Source organism: Chitinophaga qingshengii, assembly GCF_014529935.1.
Lineage (GTDB): Bacteria > Bacteroidota > Bacteroidia > Chitinophagales > Chitinophagaceae > Chitinophaga > Chitinophaga qingshengii.
This window is the reverse complement of record NZ_JACVFC010000002.1, coordinates 1,126,963-1,143,431: the sequence shown is the minus strand read 5'-3', so window position 1 is coordinate 1,143,431 and position 16,469 is coordinate 1,126,963. Positions and strand designations below refer to the sequence as shown.

General features: G+C 50.2%; 10 protein-coding genes. All 10 read left to right on the top strand.

The genetic code is table 11. From position 1 onward, the window contains the following. The first annotated feature begins 22 nt into the window (after nt 1-22). The 10 genes from ICL07_RS19895 (at nt 23) to ICL07_RS19850 (ending at nt 16,446) form a co-directional block, all read left to right on the top strand. Nucleotides 23-3,382, top strand: a complete 3,360-nt coding sequence (locus ICL07_RS19895; protein WP_223152006.1) for a TonB-dependent receptor — start codon at nt 23-25, stop codon at nt 3,380-3,382. 12 nt (nt 3,383-3,394) lie between these two features. Then, entirely contained in the window at nt 3,395-4,798 is a 1,404-nt protein-coding gene (locus ICL07_RS19890) for a RagB/SusD family nutrient uptake outer membrane protein (RefSeq protein ID WP_188089766.1), read from the top strand. A 21-nt stretch (nt 4,799-4,819) separates the two neighbouring features. Further along, complete coding sequence (locus ICL07_RS19885) at nt 4,820-5,863, top strand: cyanophycinase (protein WP_188089765.1); 1,044 nt, start codon at nt 4,820-4,822, stop codon at nt 5,861-5,863. An 87-nt stretch (nt 5,864-5,950) separates the two neighbouring features. After that, a complete protein-coding gene (locus ICL07_RS19880) occupies nt 5,951-6,988 on the top strand; it encodes an isoaspartyl peptidase/L-asparaginase family protein (protein ID WP_188089764.1) in 1,038 nt (345 codons plus the stop codon). A 272-nt stretch (nt 6,989-7,260) separates the two neighbouring features. Further along, entirely contained in the window at nt 7,261-7,818 is a 558-nt protein-coding gene (locus ICL07_RS19875; RefSeq protein WP_188089763.1) for an RNA polymerase sigma factor, read from the top strand. 84 nt (nt 7,819-7,902) lie between these two features. Further along, complete coding sequence (locus ICL07_RS19870) at nt 7,903-8,967, top strand: FecR family protein (protein ID WP_188089762.1); 1,065 nt, start codon at nt 7,903-7,905, stop codon at nt 8,965-8,967. Between the two features lie 175 nt (nt 8,968-9,142). Beyond that, nucleotides 9,143-12,592, top strand: coding sequence for a SusC/RagA family TonB-linked outer membrane protein (locus ICL07_RS19865; RefSeq protein WP_223152004.1), 3,450 nt, complete (start codon nt 9,143-9,145; stop codon nt 12,590-12,592). Nucleotides 12,593-12,613: 21 nt separating this feature from the next. After that, complete coding sequence (locus tag ICL07_RS19860; protein ID WP_223152002.1) at nt 12,614-14,302, top strand: RagB/SusD family nutrient uptake outer membrane protein; 1,689 nt, start codon at nt 12,614-12,616, stop codon at nt 14,300-14,302. A gap of 310 nt (nt 14,303-14,612) precedes the next feature. Continuing rightward, entirely contained in the window at nt 14,613-15,212 is a 600-nt protein-coding gene (locus ICL07_RS19855; RefSeq protein ID WP_188089760.1) for an RNA polymerase sigma factor, read from the top strand. 85 nt (nt 15,213-15,297) lie between these two features. Continuing rightward, nucleotides 15,298-16,446 (top strand): FecR family protein, encoded by a 1,149-nt coding sequence (locus ICL07_RS19850; protein ID WP_188089759.1) that lies wholly within the window; start codon nt 15,298-15,300, stop codon nt 16,444-16,446. The last annotated feature ends 23 nt before the right edge of the window (nt 16,447-16,469 follow it).

The following is a 16,469-nucleotide window of genomic DNA, read 5'->3' as shown; positions in this document are numbered from 1 at the left end:
TAACTAAACCAACATCAAAGGTATGGTAAAACTTGTATTCCTGAAATGGAAAGGGAAGGCTGTTCCCGCCGGCAAACTGCTGCTCACTATGAAATTGACCATCTTTCTTTTTTTAACCTGTCTGCAGGTGCAGGCGGTATGTCTGGCGCAGGAAACGATTACCCTGCAGGTCAGGGAAACCAGTATTAAGCAGTTCCTGAAAACGCTGGAGCATCAGACTTCTTACCGGTTTGTTTTTCATGACAAAACACTGCCGGAAAACACGAAAGTATCCGTTACCGCCAAAGGCGCTACCCTGGATGCCGTGCTTACACAAGCACTGGCAGGTACGCATCTGGCCTGGTCCCAACGGGAAGACGGGCTGGTAGTGCTCTATGCCGCTGACGCTAATAATAAGGCTGCTGCGGATATTATTATTCGTGGAAAGGTACTGGGTATCGATAATCTCCCGCTGCCAGGCGTAACGGTCAGGGCGGTAGGCTCCAACGCAGGCGCACTCACTACTTCTGATGGTAGTTACACCCTCACCGCACCCGATCAGGTGCGTGTGCTGCAGTTCTCCCTGGTAGGCTATACTACCCGCCAGGTAGAGATCAACGGCCGCCGCGAAATCAATGTTACCCTCGAAGAAGATGTGAAAACACTGAATGCAGTAACCGTTACCGGTTATACGAATTATGCCAGGGATAAATCCACCGCGGCTGCCGGCGTAGTAGGCGCCGATAAGATCACCCAGGTGCCCATGGCCAGCTTTGAACAGATATTACAAGGACGGGTACCCGGTATGATGGTATCCGCTGGTTCCGGTCAACCGGGGACGGCTGCTACTGTTACCGTACGCGGTGTTGGTACCATCAACGGCAGCTCTTCTGTACTCTATGTGATGGATGGTATCCCTATCGAGGCGGCACAGTTCCAGGGCATCAACCCCGAAGATATTGCTTCGGTAACGGTGCTGAAAGACGCTTCTGCCAAAGCGTTGTACGGCTCCCGTGGTTCCAACGGGGTGATCGTGATCACCACTAAAAAAGGCCAGGCAGGTAAACTGTCTTTCTCCTATAAATCACAGTACGGTTTTTCCAATATGACGACGCCGAAGTTCAAAATGATGAACGCGGCGGAACATTTACAGTTTGAAGAAGAGATAGGCCTGGAAACCGGTGCAGATCTTGGTCCGGGCTGGCAGTTCTCTAAGAAAAATCCTGACTACGCCACCAAAACGCCGGAAGAACAACGCCAGGCGGATCACATCCTCGATAGTCTCCGCAATGTAAATACCGACTGGCGCAAGATTTTCCTGCGTACCGGCAGGTTCCAGGAGCATCAGCTGAGCGCCAGTGGTGGTAATGACCATGTACGTTTCTACAGCTCGCTCAATTATTTTGATCAGCAGGGCATTGCACTCCGTTCCGGCCTGAAACGTTACAGCCTGAAGAACAACATCGACTTCAATACCGGCCGGTTGACCGGTAATGTTAACGTGGGACTGGGTTATTCTGAATCTTCCTTTATCGAGAGAGAAGGCTCCAGCAACGGTTCCAACCCATTGGCGGCGGTATATTACGCCCTGCCGTACGAATATCCTTATCTGCCGGATGGTACATTGGTAACCAACTGGAACGATGACGTATACCCGGTATACGACCTGCGGGAAGGAAGTAATGCGCTGGAAGCCTTGTTGAATACCAGCAATAAAAACAACCAGCTGAAAAGTATAATTGGTACTTCACTGAACTTCACCATCACCAAAGGGCTGATAGCGAAAACAAGACTGGGACTCGATTTCCGGGAAACGACCAACGAACGTTATGTAAACCCCGATTCCTACTCCGGTTCCAAAGTAGACAACGGTGAAAAAGGCAGCTTCGGAGAAGGTACGGTGCGTAACTTTACACTGGTCACCACTTCCGGTCTTACCTATACGAAAAACATCGCTAACCGCCACGACTTTGAGGTGTCCGGTTATTTTGAATTTACGAAGAATAACTACCGGGAGTTTAACTACACCGGTTTCGACCTGGATGGCCGTCTGCCGGCCACTCCGGCGGCTATTACACCCGGTTCGCCTTTTGCACCGGTAGTAGGCGGCCGCCGCAACCGTAGCGCGCTGGCGTCTTACATCGCGGTAGGCCGTTATACTTTCGACGAAAAATATACGCTCAACGCTTCCTTCCGCTATGATGGCGCCTCTACCGTGCCTCCTTCCAACCGGTGGCATGGTTTCTATTCCCTCGGTATCGGATGGGAAGTGAAAAAGGAAAACTTCCTCAAAGACGTGGATTTTGTGGATAACCTGCGTTTCCGCGCCAGCTACGGCACTTCTGCCAATCCGTTTTCCGCACTCGGGCCCTTCGCTTATTTCCGCACTTATGGCACCGATCAATATGCAGGTCACCCGGCTATTGTGCCTGCACAACCCGGCAACCCTGCGTACGACTGGGAATACGCCAAAGAGCTGAACATCGGTTTCGACCTCGGTATCTGGGATAACCGTATCCGTATCGTGACAGACGTGTATAATAAAATCACCAATAACCTGTTCGTAGAACAGCCACTGTCCATTACTTCCGGCTTCAGCAGTATGTTCCTCAACTCAGGCGCCATGCGTAACCGCGGTATTGAGATGGATGTACAGACAGACATCATCCGTAAAAAAGATTTCACCTGGAACGTGGGCTTTAACTTCGCCTATAATAAAAACGTGATCACCAGCCTGGGCGGCGCCAGTGAGTTTACACAGGGCAACTCCAAAATTGTAAGGGTAGGACTGCCTTACGGTTCGCACTATGCACCTAAATGGGCCGGCGTAGATCCGCAAACCGGTGACCCGTTATATTATGACCGTACCGGTAAAACGACCAGCGACTACAACGAAACCGCATTGAGCGTAGCCGAATTTGGTACTTATATTCCGCCATTCACCGGTGGATTTAATACAGGCCTCACCTGGAAAGGTATTTATCTGAATGCGCTGTTCACCTTTGCAGATAAAGCCATGCGTTATCTCAACGAAGATTACTACAACGAAAACCCCGCGTTTGCCAGCAGTAACCAGTCTATACGCATGTTGTACGACCGTTGGAAGAAACCCAACGATAATGCCATCCTGCCTCGTTTTGGCGCTAAGCGTGGTTATTCTTCCCGTGATATACAGGATGCCTCCTATCTCCGTTTGCGGAATGTGAGCATTGGGTATAATTTCCCGAAAACGTTGTTGTCGCAGCTTAAATTCATCCAGGGTGTACAGGTATTTGCCCAGGCGCAGAACCTTTATACCTGGACCAAATGGAAAAGCTTTGATCCGGAAAACAACAATGGTGAAGGACAGTTTGACTATCCTGCCGCCCGGACCTACACCTTTGGCCTGAATGTTAACTTTTAAATCCTGCTGTTCATGATCCGTTATATTCAACATACTGTTAAATACCTGGCGCTGATGCTGCCGGTATGCCTGCTTTCCTGTAATAAACAACTGGACTTGTCGCCTACCGACAGCATTATTGATCCGGGAAGAACTTTCCGCAATGTGTCTGACCTGAACGGCGGGCTGCTGGGAGCTTACACCCGGCTCACCTATAATACCATCTACAATGTTTCGCTGGTTACCGACGAATGTATGCTGCCCAGCGAAAACGGTACCGGTGGAGGTGTAGCTTCTTACCGTTGGCAGATAGACCCCGGTAATACCACTATTACAGAGTCTTTTAACGAATACTATATCACGATAGATCGTGCCAACCGTGTATTGGCCGCCCTGCCGCAGGTACCCGCCAAAGGTGATGAAGTAGCCCAGCGGGACCAGTACCATGGCGAGTTACTGGCGTTGAGGGCTTATTGCCACTTCCAGCTGCTGCAAAGCTACGCACAGGCCTATACGCCTTCAGCATTAGGCGTACCCTTTATGGATGTTTCCAAAATCAGTTCTCCTGCCCGTAATACTTTTGGAGAAGTGATGGCCCGCATAGAAGATGATCTCAAAGCGGCGAAGAAACTGATTCCCGCTGATTTTGAAGATAATACCCATATTACTCTCGCCGCTGTTTCCGCCATACAGGCCCGCGTAGCCTTGTATGAGCAGAAATGGAGCGATGCCGTAACCTATGCCACCGAAGCCATTAATGCCTCGCCACTGGCTTCCCGGAACAAGTTCGCCGCTATCTGGAAAGATGCCGGCGAATCAGAAGTAATCTGGAAACTCAAGCAGATGGCCAATACCAATAACGGCCTGATTGGTGGCGTTTATTTCAAAAAGCGTGTAGCCCTTTACGTGCCTTCCTTTGAATTGGTGAAACTGTTTGACAAAGACAATGATGTGCGTTATCCGGCCTACATCCAGTTTGATGACACCCGTGGCTCCGGCAAATCTGTTTACCTGGTGAACAAATATGCCGGTAGCAACGGGAACCCCGGTCTGGCTGATCTGAAGCTGTTCCGTACCGGTGAGATGTACCTGATCCGCGCAGAAGCGCTGGCGGAACTGAACCAGGTAGCCGATGGCGCCACTGATCTCAACGATCTGCGTGCCGCGCGTATCAGCGGTTATACTGCCGAAACGTTTGGGGGCAAAGATGCATTGATCACCGCCATTTATACCGAACGTTTTAAAGAACTGGCTTTTGAAGGACAGCGTTTATTTGACCTGCGCCGGCGTTCCCTGCCCGTAACCCGGGAACCGGAAGATGCGGTGAATGCACTGGGCGCCGTATTGCTCAAACCAGGAGACCGCGGATATGTATTCCCCATCCCGGATGCAGAAACCAAAGCCAACAAAAACATGGTACAGAACCAACCTTATTAACCCATAAAAAAAGAGCGACAGATGAAAGGTGTAAAGTTATTTGGATTATTAACGGTAACGGCTATATCTATACATGCATGCAGCCAGCAGCAAGGGCGCACAGCGCGTATTATTCCTGGCCGCCCGGCTTCCATTGGCATTATCGGTGATACCGCCGATGTGCAAACCCCTGTGAAAGGCGGCGTAGCGCTGGTAGGCGGTGGCGGTAATGTAGACGGGGCTTTCCGCTGGATGATAGAACGCAGCGGTGGTGGCGATGTGGTGGTACTCACCGCCTCCAATAACGCCGGATATAATGTGGATATCGATTCGCTGGGAGCGGTCAATTCCGTGGAAACACTGAATATCACCAGCCGGGAGCTGGCGAATAATGATACTGTAGCGCGTATTATCCGCAATGCCGAAATGTTGTTTATCGCCGGTGGCGACCAATCCCGTTATATGAACAACTGGCGCGGTACCAAAACCGGCGACGCTATCAATTACCTGCTGACAGAGAAAAAAGTGCCCGTAGGAGGTACCAGCGCAGGCTGCGCTATTCTCAGCGGGCTGTATTACAGCGGGGAAGGCGGCAGTGCTGTTTCCGACAGCGTACTGGCTAATCCTTACGATCCGGTGGTGACCGTATATAACAACGATTTCCTGCATGCGCCTTACCTGTCACAGGTGATCAGCGACCAGCATTATGTGAAGCGTGGCCGCCAGGGCCGGCATGTGACTTTCATGAGCCGTATCATTGCAGATCATGGTATTTTCCCGAGAGGCATTGCCCCCGATGAGAAAACAGCCGTTTGTATTGATGAACAGGGGATCGCTAAAGTTTTTGGTGTTAGCAAAGCATATTTTATCTTCACGGACAGCCTGAAAAGACCTGAACTTTGTGTAAAGGGGCAGCCCCTGCAATGGAATCGCAAGGGGCAAGCCCTCAAGGTGTATGAAATACCTGCGTCTGCCACGGGTAATGGTAGTTTCCGGGTGTCTGACTTCGATCCGGCATCGGCCAGTGGCGGTACCTGGTATTGGTGGTGGGTGGAGAACGGAACGCTGAAAATGAGACAGCTGTAACTGTGATGATTATTGCTGATTTCGCTGATTGGGGGAGATGAGTGAGGAGATAGAAGCGAGTGGTAAAGTTTTTAAATAATGTTTTATATGAAAAGAGGTTTTTGCTATTTGTTGTTAGCCTGTTGTCTGACTATGTGTTGGAACGTGGTTGCAGCACAGAAAAAAGCAGGTCCGTATGTACTGGTGATACATGGCGGGGCGGGAACTATTTTGAAGAAGAATATGTCGCCCGAAATGGAAGAGGCTTATAAGGCATCGCTGAAGCGCGCATTGGAAAAGGGCTATGGTGTTTTGAAGAACGGCGGTAGTAGCCTGGATGCTGTAGAAGCTACTGTTCGTGTGCTGGAAGACGACTCCCTTTTTAATGCCGGCAAAGGCGCGGTCTTTACCCATGAGGGCCGCAACGAGATGGACGCCGCTATCATGAATGGTAAAACGCGGGCTGCCGGTGCAGTGGCTGGTGTAACCGTGATCAAAAATCCTATCAGCGCCGCCCGCGCTGTGATGGAAAAATCTGAACACGTGATGATGATCGGTCCCGGTGCGGAAAAATTTGCCAAAGAAGCGGGACTGGAGATCGTAGATCCTTCCTACTTCCGTACAGAGTCCCGCTGGAAATCGCTGCAGAAAGCGTTGAAAGAAGATTCTCTGGCGTCTGCCCGCTCCAACGCCTATACGAATCCGGGTAAGCTGGGGATTATCAACAAAGACAATAAATTTGGCACCGTAGGCGCTGTAGCGTTGGATAAACAGGGTAACCTGGCTGCGGCTACTTCCACCGGCGGTATGACTAACAAAAAATACGGTCGTGTGGGAGATTCCCCGGTTATCGGCGCCGGTACCTATGCCAATAACAATACCGTGGCAGTGTCCTGTACCGGTTGGGGAGAATACTACATCCGTAATGTAGTGGCGTATGATCTCTCCGCCCTGATGGAATATAAAGGTCTTTCCGTACAGGATGCCGGTAAAACCGTTATCAAAAAAGTAGGCGATATGGGCGGCGATGGCGGCCTTATTGCCCTCGATAAAAACGGTAATATGGCTATGCCTTTTAACACCGAAGGCATGTACCGGGGAACGGTTACCAAAGATGGTAAAATGGAGGTTCTGATTTACAAATAGGGTAGTAAGATAAATTTGATGTAAGGGGCGCTCCAGGTTTTGGAGCGCCTTTTTATTTTCAGGAGGAGATTATTTTTTTGCGACGAGGTGCCGGGGGATTTCGGGACCCCAGGCTTCAACCCTGGAGCATTTTCCCGGGCTCTGGCCATTCCCGCCAATCCCCGCAATTTATCATGTTAATTCAGTATCAGTATCCGCTAAATTTCAGGTATTGCAGATAATTACGCTGACCTACCTTACCGGTACCATTTGATGAATGGGAATGCCATCACATGCAGGAGCTGTTAGAGAAAATATACAGGAACGATGATCAACTAGCTTTTCGCCAGCTGTTTTTGCAGTATAGCGATCGGCTGATAGTATTTGCTGCTTCCCTGTTGCCTTCCCGGGAAGAGGCGGAAGAAGCGGTTTCTGATGTATTTGTGAAGATCTGGCAGCAACGGGAGAACTTATCCAATGTACGTAACCTCAATACTTATTTATACACTGCTGTCCGTAATACGGCCTATAACTACCGCACCAGCGCCGGCAGGATGCCGGAAATACTGACGGGCGAGCATATCCAGGTGTCTGTGAATGCGATGGCTGCATCTCCGGAAGATATGCTGATCAGCAAGGAGAACCTGCGGAAAATAGAGTCGGCCATCAACCTGTTACCCGCCCGCTGTAAGCTCATATTCCGCCTGGTAAAGGAAGATGGCCTCAAATACCGGGAGGTGGCTGAAATCCTGGAGGTATCTATTAATACCGTGAATACCCAAATGGCGATCGCCCTTAAAAAACTGGGGGAAGTGATCGATATCCGTCAGCATTTCGGCTGGATGGAATAAAAAAATAAAAAAATTTCCCCTTCCCTTCATAGTATTTCTCCAAAATACTGTCTTATCAGTTACATCACCGTAACAGTCAATTTAATGGAACAACACGAAAGGCTTTGGGAACTGATGGCCAAACGAACGGCAGGAACTTTGTCGGCCGCAGAGGAGGTGGAGCTGGAAGTGTTGCTGGAAGCTACCCCTGAGGTAGCCCGGCAACAGGAGCTGTTGGACAAAATATCCCTGCAGAGTACCGGTAAATCCTCCCTGGAACGGAAGGAGCTGTTGCTGGACCGTATCATGGGAGATATCGCCAACGGAGATAATAATCCGGTAGAGGAAACCATCACGCCGGAGCGTAGCCGCAGCTGGCGGGCCATAGCCGCAGTATCACTGGTATTGGTGATCGGCGCTGCTATGGCTATATACCTGCGTACTACCCCACCGGCGGTGGTATGGAGTACCGTGCAAACCAAGCCTGGTTCCAAAACCCGTATCACGCTGCCGGATGGCTCACTGGTGGTGCTTAATGCCGGTAGTACGTTGTCCTATCCCAGCAATTTCGCCAAATCCGGCAGAGTAGTGAAACTCACCGGGGAAGGTTATTTTGACGTGACGAAAATGGTAAATGACCCCTTTGTTATTCATACCACTACGGTAGATGTAAAAGTGCTTGGAACCACTTTTAATGTGCGTGCGTATGCCGATGAACCACATACAGAAACGGCACTGATCAGCGGGGCTGTGGAAGTAACGGTGAAAGATGCCGGTAAACAACATATTACGTTAAGCCCACGGCAAAAGCTGGTGGTAGCCAATGCTATTACGGAAACAGCTGTCAAACAGCTGCCAGCGGCCCGTCCTGACGATCAGAAACCACTGATCGTACTGGAAAACCTGGAAAAAGAACAGGGGACTGACCTGGTAGCGGAAGCGGCCTGGGTGGAAAACCGGTTCGTATACCGCAATGAAAATTTTTCACAACTGATCATAAGAATGGAAAGATGGTATGGCGTGACGGTGGAATGCCATAACCAGGCGCTGTTACAGACTTCCTTCACCGGCAACGTACAGGGGGAATCGCTGGATCAGCTGCTGAGCATGCTAAAACAAACCAAACAATTCGATTATAACATCACCGCAGGAAAAGTAATTATTCATTAATCAACATCTAAATCACTAGTTATGAAACGGAATACGTCTATTCCATAACCACCTGTAAATATCAGCCAAAAGAAAACGGGAAATGCGCGCACATTCCCCGTTGCCAAGTATCAGGAGACCTTTACGCTTGAAGGTTTCAAGGACTCCTATTGTTTCAACTCAACAAATCCAAGGTATGAAAAAATTTACTAAGTCGGGCCCGCCCCCTGTATGGGGCAAGGTCCAGCAGATGTTATTAATTATGAAATTCACCACGTTGTTGCTGCTACTGGTAGCACAGGCTTCGGCCAGCGTTTATTCCCAGAAAAAGATCAGTCTCCGGGCAGAGGCCACCAGCCTGGATAAAATGCTGATCATGCTGGAGAAAAAAACCAATTACCGTTTTTTCTTTAATAATGATGAGTTGAAAAACCTGGCGCCGGTATCCATTGATATGACCGGCGTAACCATCACCGAGGCGCTGGACCGCCTGCTGTTGCCCCTCAACCTGCACTACAAGGTGCTGGACAATGGCGTGGTGGTGGTTACCCGCACGGGCAATGAAATCCGTGACAAACATGTGAAAGGAAAAGTTGTCAACGCCAAAGGCGAACCCCTGCCGGGCGTGACGGTGAAGGTATCCGGCGCCAATGCCGGCGCGGTAACCAATGCCGGCGGCGAGTATGAACTCAACGCTCCCGACAACGCTACGCTGGTGTTTTCCTTTATCGGGCATATCCAGCAATCTGTGGCTATTGATGGCCGTACTACCGTCAACGTTACCCTGCAGGAAGATACGCAGGGGCTCAACGAAGTAGTGGTAGTAGGTTACGGTACCCAGAAAAAAGGCGATCTCACCGGCGCCGTCGCTACGCTGGATGGTAAAAAACTGGAAAGCCGTCCGCTGGTAAACCTCGCCCAGGGCCTGCAGGGGATGGTACCCAACCTCAACGTGAACCTGAACAACGGCGCGCCGGGTAAGGGCGCCAGCTTCAATGTGCGCGGTAACACTTCTATCAACGGCGGTGGCCCGCTGGTATTGGTAGATGGTGTACAGATGGACCCTAACCTCATCAATCCTGCTGATGTGGCTAATGTAACGGTGCTTAAAGATGCGGCTTCAGCAGCGATCTACGGGGTAAGAGGCGCTTACGGCGTGATCCTCATCACCACTAAAAAGCCCGGTAAAGACGCCCCGCTGCGCCTGAACTATTCTACCTCCTATACGATTACACGTCCTACCCGTATGCCGAAGTATCTCAACTCGGTGGATTATATCCGTATGCACCGCGAGGCGGACCGCACCGGTCAGCTTTCCGGCGGAGATGCTGCTTCCGAACCCTTTACTACAGAAGATTCTGTTCGCGCGGCGGCTTATTTTAAAGATCCGGTTAACAACCTGCCGGTATATGTGGACCCCGCGAATCCTTCCAAATACCGCTATGTAGGCAATACCGACTGGATCAAAGAACTGTATCCCGGATGGGCGCCCATGATGGACCATAACGTGTCTATCTCCGGCGGTCAGGGTAAAACCGGCTACGTGGCTTCCCTGGGTTATTTCGATCAGAAAGGTTTGCTGAAAGTAGCCAACGAAGATTTTAAAAGATATAACGCTAGTCTGAAACTCAATACAGAAGCAACCTCCTGGCTGGAGCTGAATATGAAAATGATGCTCAACCGTACGGAGAGCAACAACCCCACTCCTGCCAGCCACGGCGGCCTTTCATCCGGCTGGATTTCAGGCGACCTTCGCCCCATTATGCCTGTTTATCACCCCGATGGCCATTTCTCCGGACAAGGCTCTTTTACCAACATCGTGGCCCTGGCTACCCTCAACGGCCGTACGAAAGAAACAGCCAATGACCTCTGGCTCACCGGCGGATTTGTGCTGAAACCCATGAAAAACCTGCGTATCGTAGGTGATTACACCTGGAACAACTATAGCCTGAACAACCAGCAACACTACAAGGAATACCAGGAATATGGCGCCAACGGCGTGCTCCTGGGCACTTTCCCCTGGAGTAAACCCAGCAGCGTAAAAGAAAGCAACAACAACGATTATTACACGGCGTTGAATGCTTATGCGGAATATACCCGCCAGTTTGGCCAGCACTTCCTCAAAGCCATGGTAGGCTACAACCAGGAAAAGAAACAGGTGAAAGGTTTCAATGTACGGGTGAAAAACCTGATTGATCAAACCATGCCGGCCATCAACCTGAATAATGATAACAGCCCGCTGGCAGATGGCCGTCAGTACAGCTGGGCACTGGCTGGTTCTTTCTTCCGCCTGAACTATGACTACGCCAACAAATACCTGCTGGAAGTCAACGGCCGTTACGATGGTACTTCCCGTTTCCCGGCCAACAGCCGTTATGTGTTCCTGCCCTCTGTTTCAGCCGGCTGGCGCGTGTCTGAAGAAGGTTTCTTCAAACCGCTGCTGGATGTGGTCAACGACCTGAAACTGCGTGCTTCCTATGGTACCCTGGGCAATCAGGCGCTGAACCCGGATAAGAACCTGAACACCGATATCTATCCATACATCCCTACGATGCCTACTAATAAGGTGGATTACATCTTCGATGATCAGAAAGGTGTATACGTAGGCGTACCCGGACTGGTAAGCCAGAATTTTACCTGGGAAAAAGTGAGCACCCGCAACTTCGGTATGGATGTAACCCTGCTGAAAAACAGGCTGAGCGCTACTTTCGACTGGTATATCCGTGATACCAAAGACATGCTGCTGGACGGTTATCCGTTGCCCGGTATCCTGGGTACCACTGCTCCTAAAGTGAATACCGGCGAAATGCGCACCAAAGGCTGGGAACTGGGTGTAAGCTGGAGAGATAAAATCAACGACGACCTTTCCTATGATGTGAACGTAGCCCTGTCTGATTATTCCGCTACTATCACCCGCTATGATCTCAATCCCACTAAAACACTGGGCAGCGGCACCTATTACGTAGGCCAGAAGCTCGATGAAATATGGGGTTATGTGACTGATGGATTTTTCCAGTCAGATGCAGAAGCCGCTGCGGCGGACCAGTCCAATCTCTGGAATGGTAAATGGCTGGCCGGTGATATCAGATTCAAAGATCTCAACGGCGATAAAAAAATCACCAGTGGACAGAACACTGCGAATGACCCAGGCGATCGCAGGGTGATCGGTAACAAAACACCCCGTTATCAGTTTGGCGTAAATCTCTCTGTGCAGTATAAAAACTTTGACTTCAACATGTTGATCCAGGGTGTGGGTAAACGCGACGTCATGCTGGATGGTAATACTTTCTGGGGCTTCAAAAGCGAATGGGACGTCCCCATGGTGTACCAGCTGGACTACTGGACGCCTGAAAATACCAACGCCTATTTCCCGCGTCAGCGTTTTGGTGGCGGCGGCAACTTCCAGCCGCAGACCAAATACCTGCAGAGCGCTGCCTATGCCCGCATGAAGAACATCGCTATCGGCTATACGCTGCCTGCTTCCGCTATGCGTTCCATGCATATGCAGAAACTGCGTATATACGTGTCTGCACAAAACCTGTTCGAGGTAACCAACCTGTTTAAAGCCTACGATCCGGAAATATTTGATGCGAAAGACTATCCGCTTAACAGGGCTATTTCTTTCGGTTTGCAACTGGGCTTATAATCAATCCAAAACATGAAGACGATGAAAAGAAAAAATATCATATATGCGTTAACGTTATCAGTCATGGCGATGGCCGGCTGTAAGCGTGATTCTTTCCTGGATCTGAATCCGGATGATGCTTTCAGCGATCCGACCTTTTTTAAGAATGAGTCTGACCTGAAGCTGTATTGCAACGGGTTTTACGCTACGTTGCCCGTGATGGACGCCAGTTCGGACAACAACTCCGATAATATGGTGCCGCGTACGAAAGACGGATTTTTGTCCGGCCAGTATATTGTGCCTATTGTGAAGGATGATGATAACAATGAATGGAGCTGGAAAAATGAGCGGAGTGTCAATTATTTCCTGGCGCGTTATAAGCGTGCTGCGGTGGGTGACGACGTGAAAAACAAATATGCGGCGGAAGCCCGTTTTTTCCGTGCTTTGTATTTCTGGCAGAAAGTAGTGCGTTATGGGGATGTTCCCTGGTTTTCTGCGGATCTGAATGAAACTTCGCCGGAGCTGTACCTGTCGCGTACCCCGCATAAACAGGTGATGGATTCCGTGTTGGCAGATCTGACTTTTGCGGTAGCCAACCTGCCGGAACCTGGTAGTGCTGAAAAAGGACGGTTGCATAAATATGCCGCTGCTACCTTGAAAGCGCGTATCTGCCTGTGGGAAGGCACTTACCGTAAATATCATGGTTTGGGTGATGACCAACCGATGATCCGGGAAGCCGCTAATGCGGCGCAGGCGGTGATGGCCAGCGGTTTGTATGATTTATACACCACCGGTCACCCCACGACCGATTATTATAATCTTTTTATCCAGGAAGAATTGCTGGGTAATAAAGAAGCTATTATGCCCAAACGTTTTCTGAAGGATGTGCTGATGCATAACCTTACCCGTCAGCTGGGAGAAGGTAATAATGGTTTCAGTAAAAACTTTGTGCGTTCTTTCCTGTGCACCGATGGTTTGCCGGCGTCGCTGAGTCCGCGTTATAAAGGAGATGATTCGATCACTGCGGAAATCACCAACCGTGACCCGCGTTTTGCCCAGCTGATTGCTACCCCTGGGTTTGTATTTCAGGTAGATGCCAGCGGCAACAAGGATGTGATCACGCTGCCACGTATAGGCACCAGCGTTACCAGTACCGGTTATCAGCGCGTGAAAGGCCGCTCCTCCAGCCTGGAACAGTGGAACGCCAACCAGTCCACCCTGGACCTGTTTATCTTCCGTTATGCCGAAGTATTACTGGTATATGCAGAGGCCAAGGCAGAACTGAACGAGTGCGACCAGAGCGTGATTGATCTGACCATCAGCCGGCTGCGTGCGCGGGTAGGTATGCCAGCCATGGATATCAGCGCCCTGGTAAAAGATCCGCAGTCCGATTTTCCGGCCGTGTCTGTGCTGATTGATGAGATCCGCCGGGAAAGGAGAGTAGAGCTGGCTGCCGAAGGTTTCCGCCGTGATGACCTGCTACGCTGGAATGCCCTTAAACTGATCAGTAATCCCGAATCCATCCTGGGGATGAAGCTGCGGCCGGAAGTAAAGGCCCAGTATCCTAACCAGGGACAGGTGAAGGACATTGTGGTGGATGCGAATGGCTATATCCGCGTATATCCTGATATTACCAGCCGGGCATGGAATGACAGGATGAACCTGTATCCTGTTCCTACCCAGGAACTGACGCTGAATCCGAAGCTGTTGCCACAGAATAGCGGTTGGTAAGATAGTGGATGACAAGATAAAAAGAGCCGTACCGGTGTTATGCACCGGTACGGCCCTTTTTGCATATGGTGTATTTTAATATATGAGGCAATAGGCAATACTTCAATTTTATTTCTATCTTTATTTCCGAAGGCTGAATGTTATTTAATTATGAAATCCAGTACGGGCCGGCATCCCGGAAGAAGCGATGAAACCGGCTGCCACTGGCGGATTGACAACAACAACCAAAATTTCACGTACAACCGGATAGCGCTACAACCATTACAGTGACAGGATCGCCATACTATATTTGTGACCAAAATCTATTTGGATGACCGCCCACGAGCTACATACTGAGAACAACCTGTTCCGGGCGATTGCCAACGGGGATGAGAAAGCATTTGAGCAGCTTTTTAATCAGTACCGTAATAAAGTATACACCATTGCCTGGAAGATCACCGGCTCCGAAGCGCTGGCGGAGGAGATTGTGCTGGACGTATTTTTGAAAGTATGGTTAAAACGGGAACAGTTGCCCGGGCTGGAATATTTTACCGCCTGGCTGTTTACGATTACCCGTAACCGTGTATTTAAGACGCTTAAACAACTGGCGCAGCAAGCCACTAACCAATCTATCACCGACCAGGAAGAATGGCTGTTACCTCCCGTAGCCTCCTCCAGTGAACGGCTGTTGGAGAAGGAATACCGGCAGATATTACACGATGCGGTATCCCGGTTATCGCCGCAGCAGAAGAAAGTATATCAGCTGATTAAAGAAAACGGGATGAAAAGGGAAGAAGCGGCCAAAGCGCTGAACCTCTCTCCCGAAACCGTGAAACGCCATCTCGCAGAGGCGATGCAGGTTATCCGCACGTATTGTAGTTATCATTTAGGCACCTACGCCACCTTGCTGATTATTAAGGAATTGTTATGACGCAGATTTTTTCGGTTTTCCACTGACCCATTTTTCTTTTTAAGGGGTTTCTTTTAATATACCCGGCACAAAACCGGCTTACCTGATGTCTCATTTTGAATCACTATTCCGCAAATCGCTGGAAAATACCGGCACTGAGGCTGAGCAACAGGAGCTCATGGAGCTGATTGCCCGGTCGCAGCACGATGAAGAGCTGCTGCAGCTGCTGGACGAAGTGATCGCCGCTACCGCTGATGAAAAGGCAATGTCCGATCAACGGGCGGGAGAGATACTGGCTATTATCCTACACGCTAAAACGAAGTCACGCACTACCAATAGATTTGTAAACATGCGCTGGTGGGCTGCTGCCGCCTCGGTACTGTTGCTGGCTGGCGCCGCCTGGTATTTTATGCACCGTCCCACGGTATCCACGCCGAAAGGTATGCCCGCGCTGGCGATGCAGGATATACGCCCTGTTTCCCGGAGTGCCGTACTCACCTTCGACGATGGGAGCGAAGTGGTACTCGATAGTTTGCAACACGGTAATATCCATAATAACACGGGAGCCGTTATCCACCTGGGACAGGGTACCCTGGCCTATACCGGCAATAAAAACACTACTACCGCCTATAATACCTTGTCCACGCCGAGGGGTAAACTATTTCACCTCGTACTGCCCGATGGCAGCGAGGTGTGGCTGAATGCCGCCAGCTCCCTGCGTTATCCGGTGAGCTTTAATAATAAAGAGCGGGTAGTAGAGTTGAGCGGAGAAGCCTACTTTGAAGTGAAACAGGCTGCCACGCATCCTTTCCGGGTGAAAACAAGTGAGGGTAATGAGATAAGGGTACTGGGAACAGGATTTAACGTAAATGCCTATACGAATGAGACGGCTGTCACCACTACCTTGCTGCATGGCAGCATCCAGGTGGTTTCCGCCCGTCAGCAGTTAATGCTGAAACCGGGACAGCAGGCGGCTGTAGCCAATGCGGCCATATCATTGCAACCGGCAGATACCAGCCAGGTAGTGGCCTGGAAGGAAGGCATGTTCCAGTTTGACAACACCGGTATCCAACAGGTGATGAACCAACTGGAACGCTGGTACGATATTAAAGTGATCTATGAAAACGGGGTGCCGGATATCCGCTTCGGTGGTAAAATGGAGCGGGACCTGGATCTCCGCAGCATATTAAGAATACTGGAAATATCCAACGTACATTATCGACTGGAAGAAAGAAAACTAATCATCACACAATAATAGCAACAGATTGTCATACCAGC

Coding starts and splice junctions, on each gene's coding strand:
- ICL07_RS19895 (WP_223152006.1), top strand. CDS start 23: ATGGTAAAACTTGTATTCCTGAAATGGAAAGGGAAGGCTGTTCCCGCC.
- ICL07_RS19890 (WP_188089766.1), top strand. CDS start 3,395: ATGATCCGTTATATTCAACATACTGTTAAATACCTGGCGCTGATGCTG.
- ICL07_RS19885 (WP_188089765.1), top strand. CDS start 4,820: ATGAAAGGTGTAAAGTTATTTGGATTATTAACGGTAACGGCTATATCT.
- ICL07_RS19880 (WP_188089764.1), top strand. CDS start 5,951: ATGAAAAGAGGTTTTTGCTATTTGTTGTTAGCCTGTTGTCTGACTATG.
- ICL07_RS19875 (WP_188089763.1), top strand. CDS start 7,261: ATGCAGGAGCTGTTAGAGAAAATATACAGGAACGATGATCAACTAGCT.
- ICL07_RS19870 (WP_188089762.1), top strand. CDS start 7,903: ATGGAACAACACGAAAGGCTTTGGGAACTGATGGCCAAACGAACGGCA.
- ICL07_RS19865 (WP_223152004.1), top strand. CDS start 9,143: ATGAAAAAATTTACTAAGTCGGGCCCGCCCCCTGTATGGGGCAAGGTC.
- ICL07_RS19860 (WP_223152002.1), top strand. CDS start 12,614: ATGAAAAGAAAAAATATCATATATGCGTTAACGTTATCAGTCATGGCG.
- ICL07_RS19855 (WP_188089760.1), top strand. CDS start 14,613: ATGACCGCCCACGAGCTACATACTGAGAACAACCTGTTCCGGGCGATT.
- ICL07_RS19850 (WP_188089759.1), top strand. CDS start 15,298: ATGTCTCATTTTGAATCACTATTCCGCAAATCGCTGGAAAATACCGGC.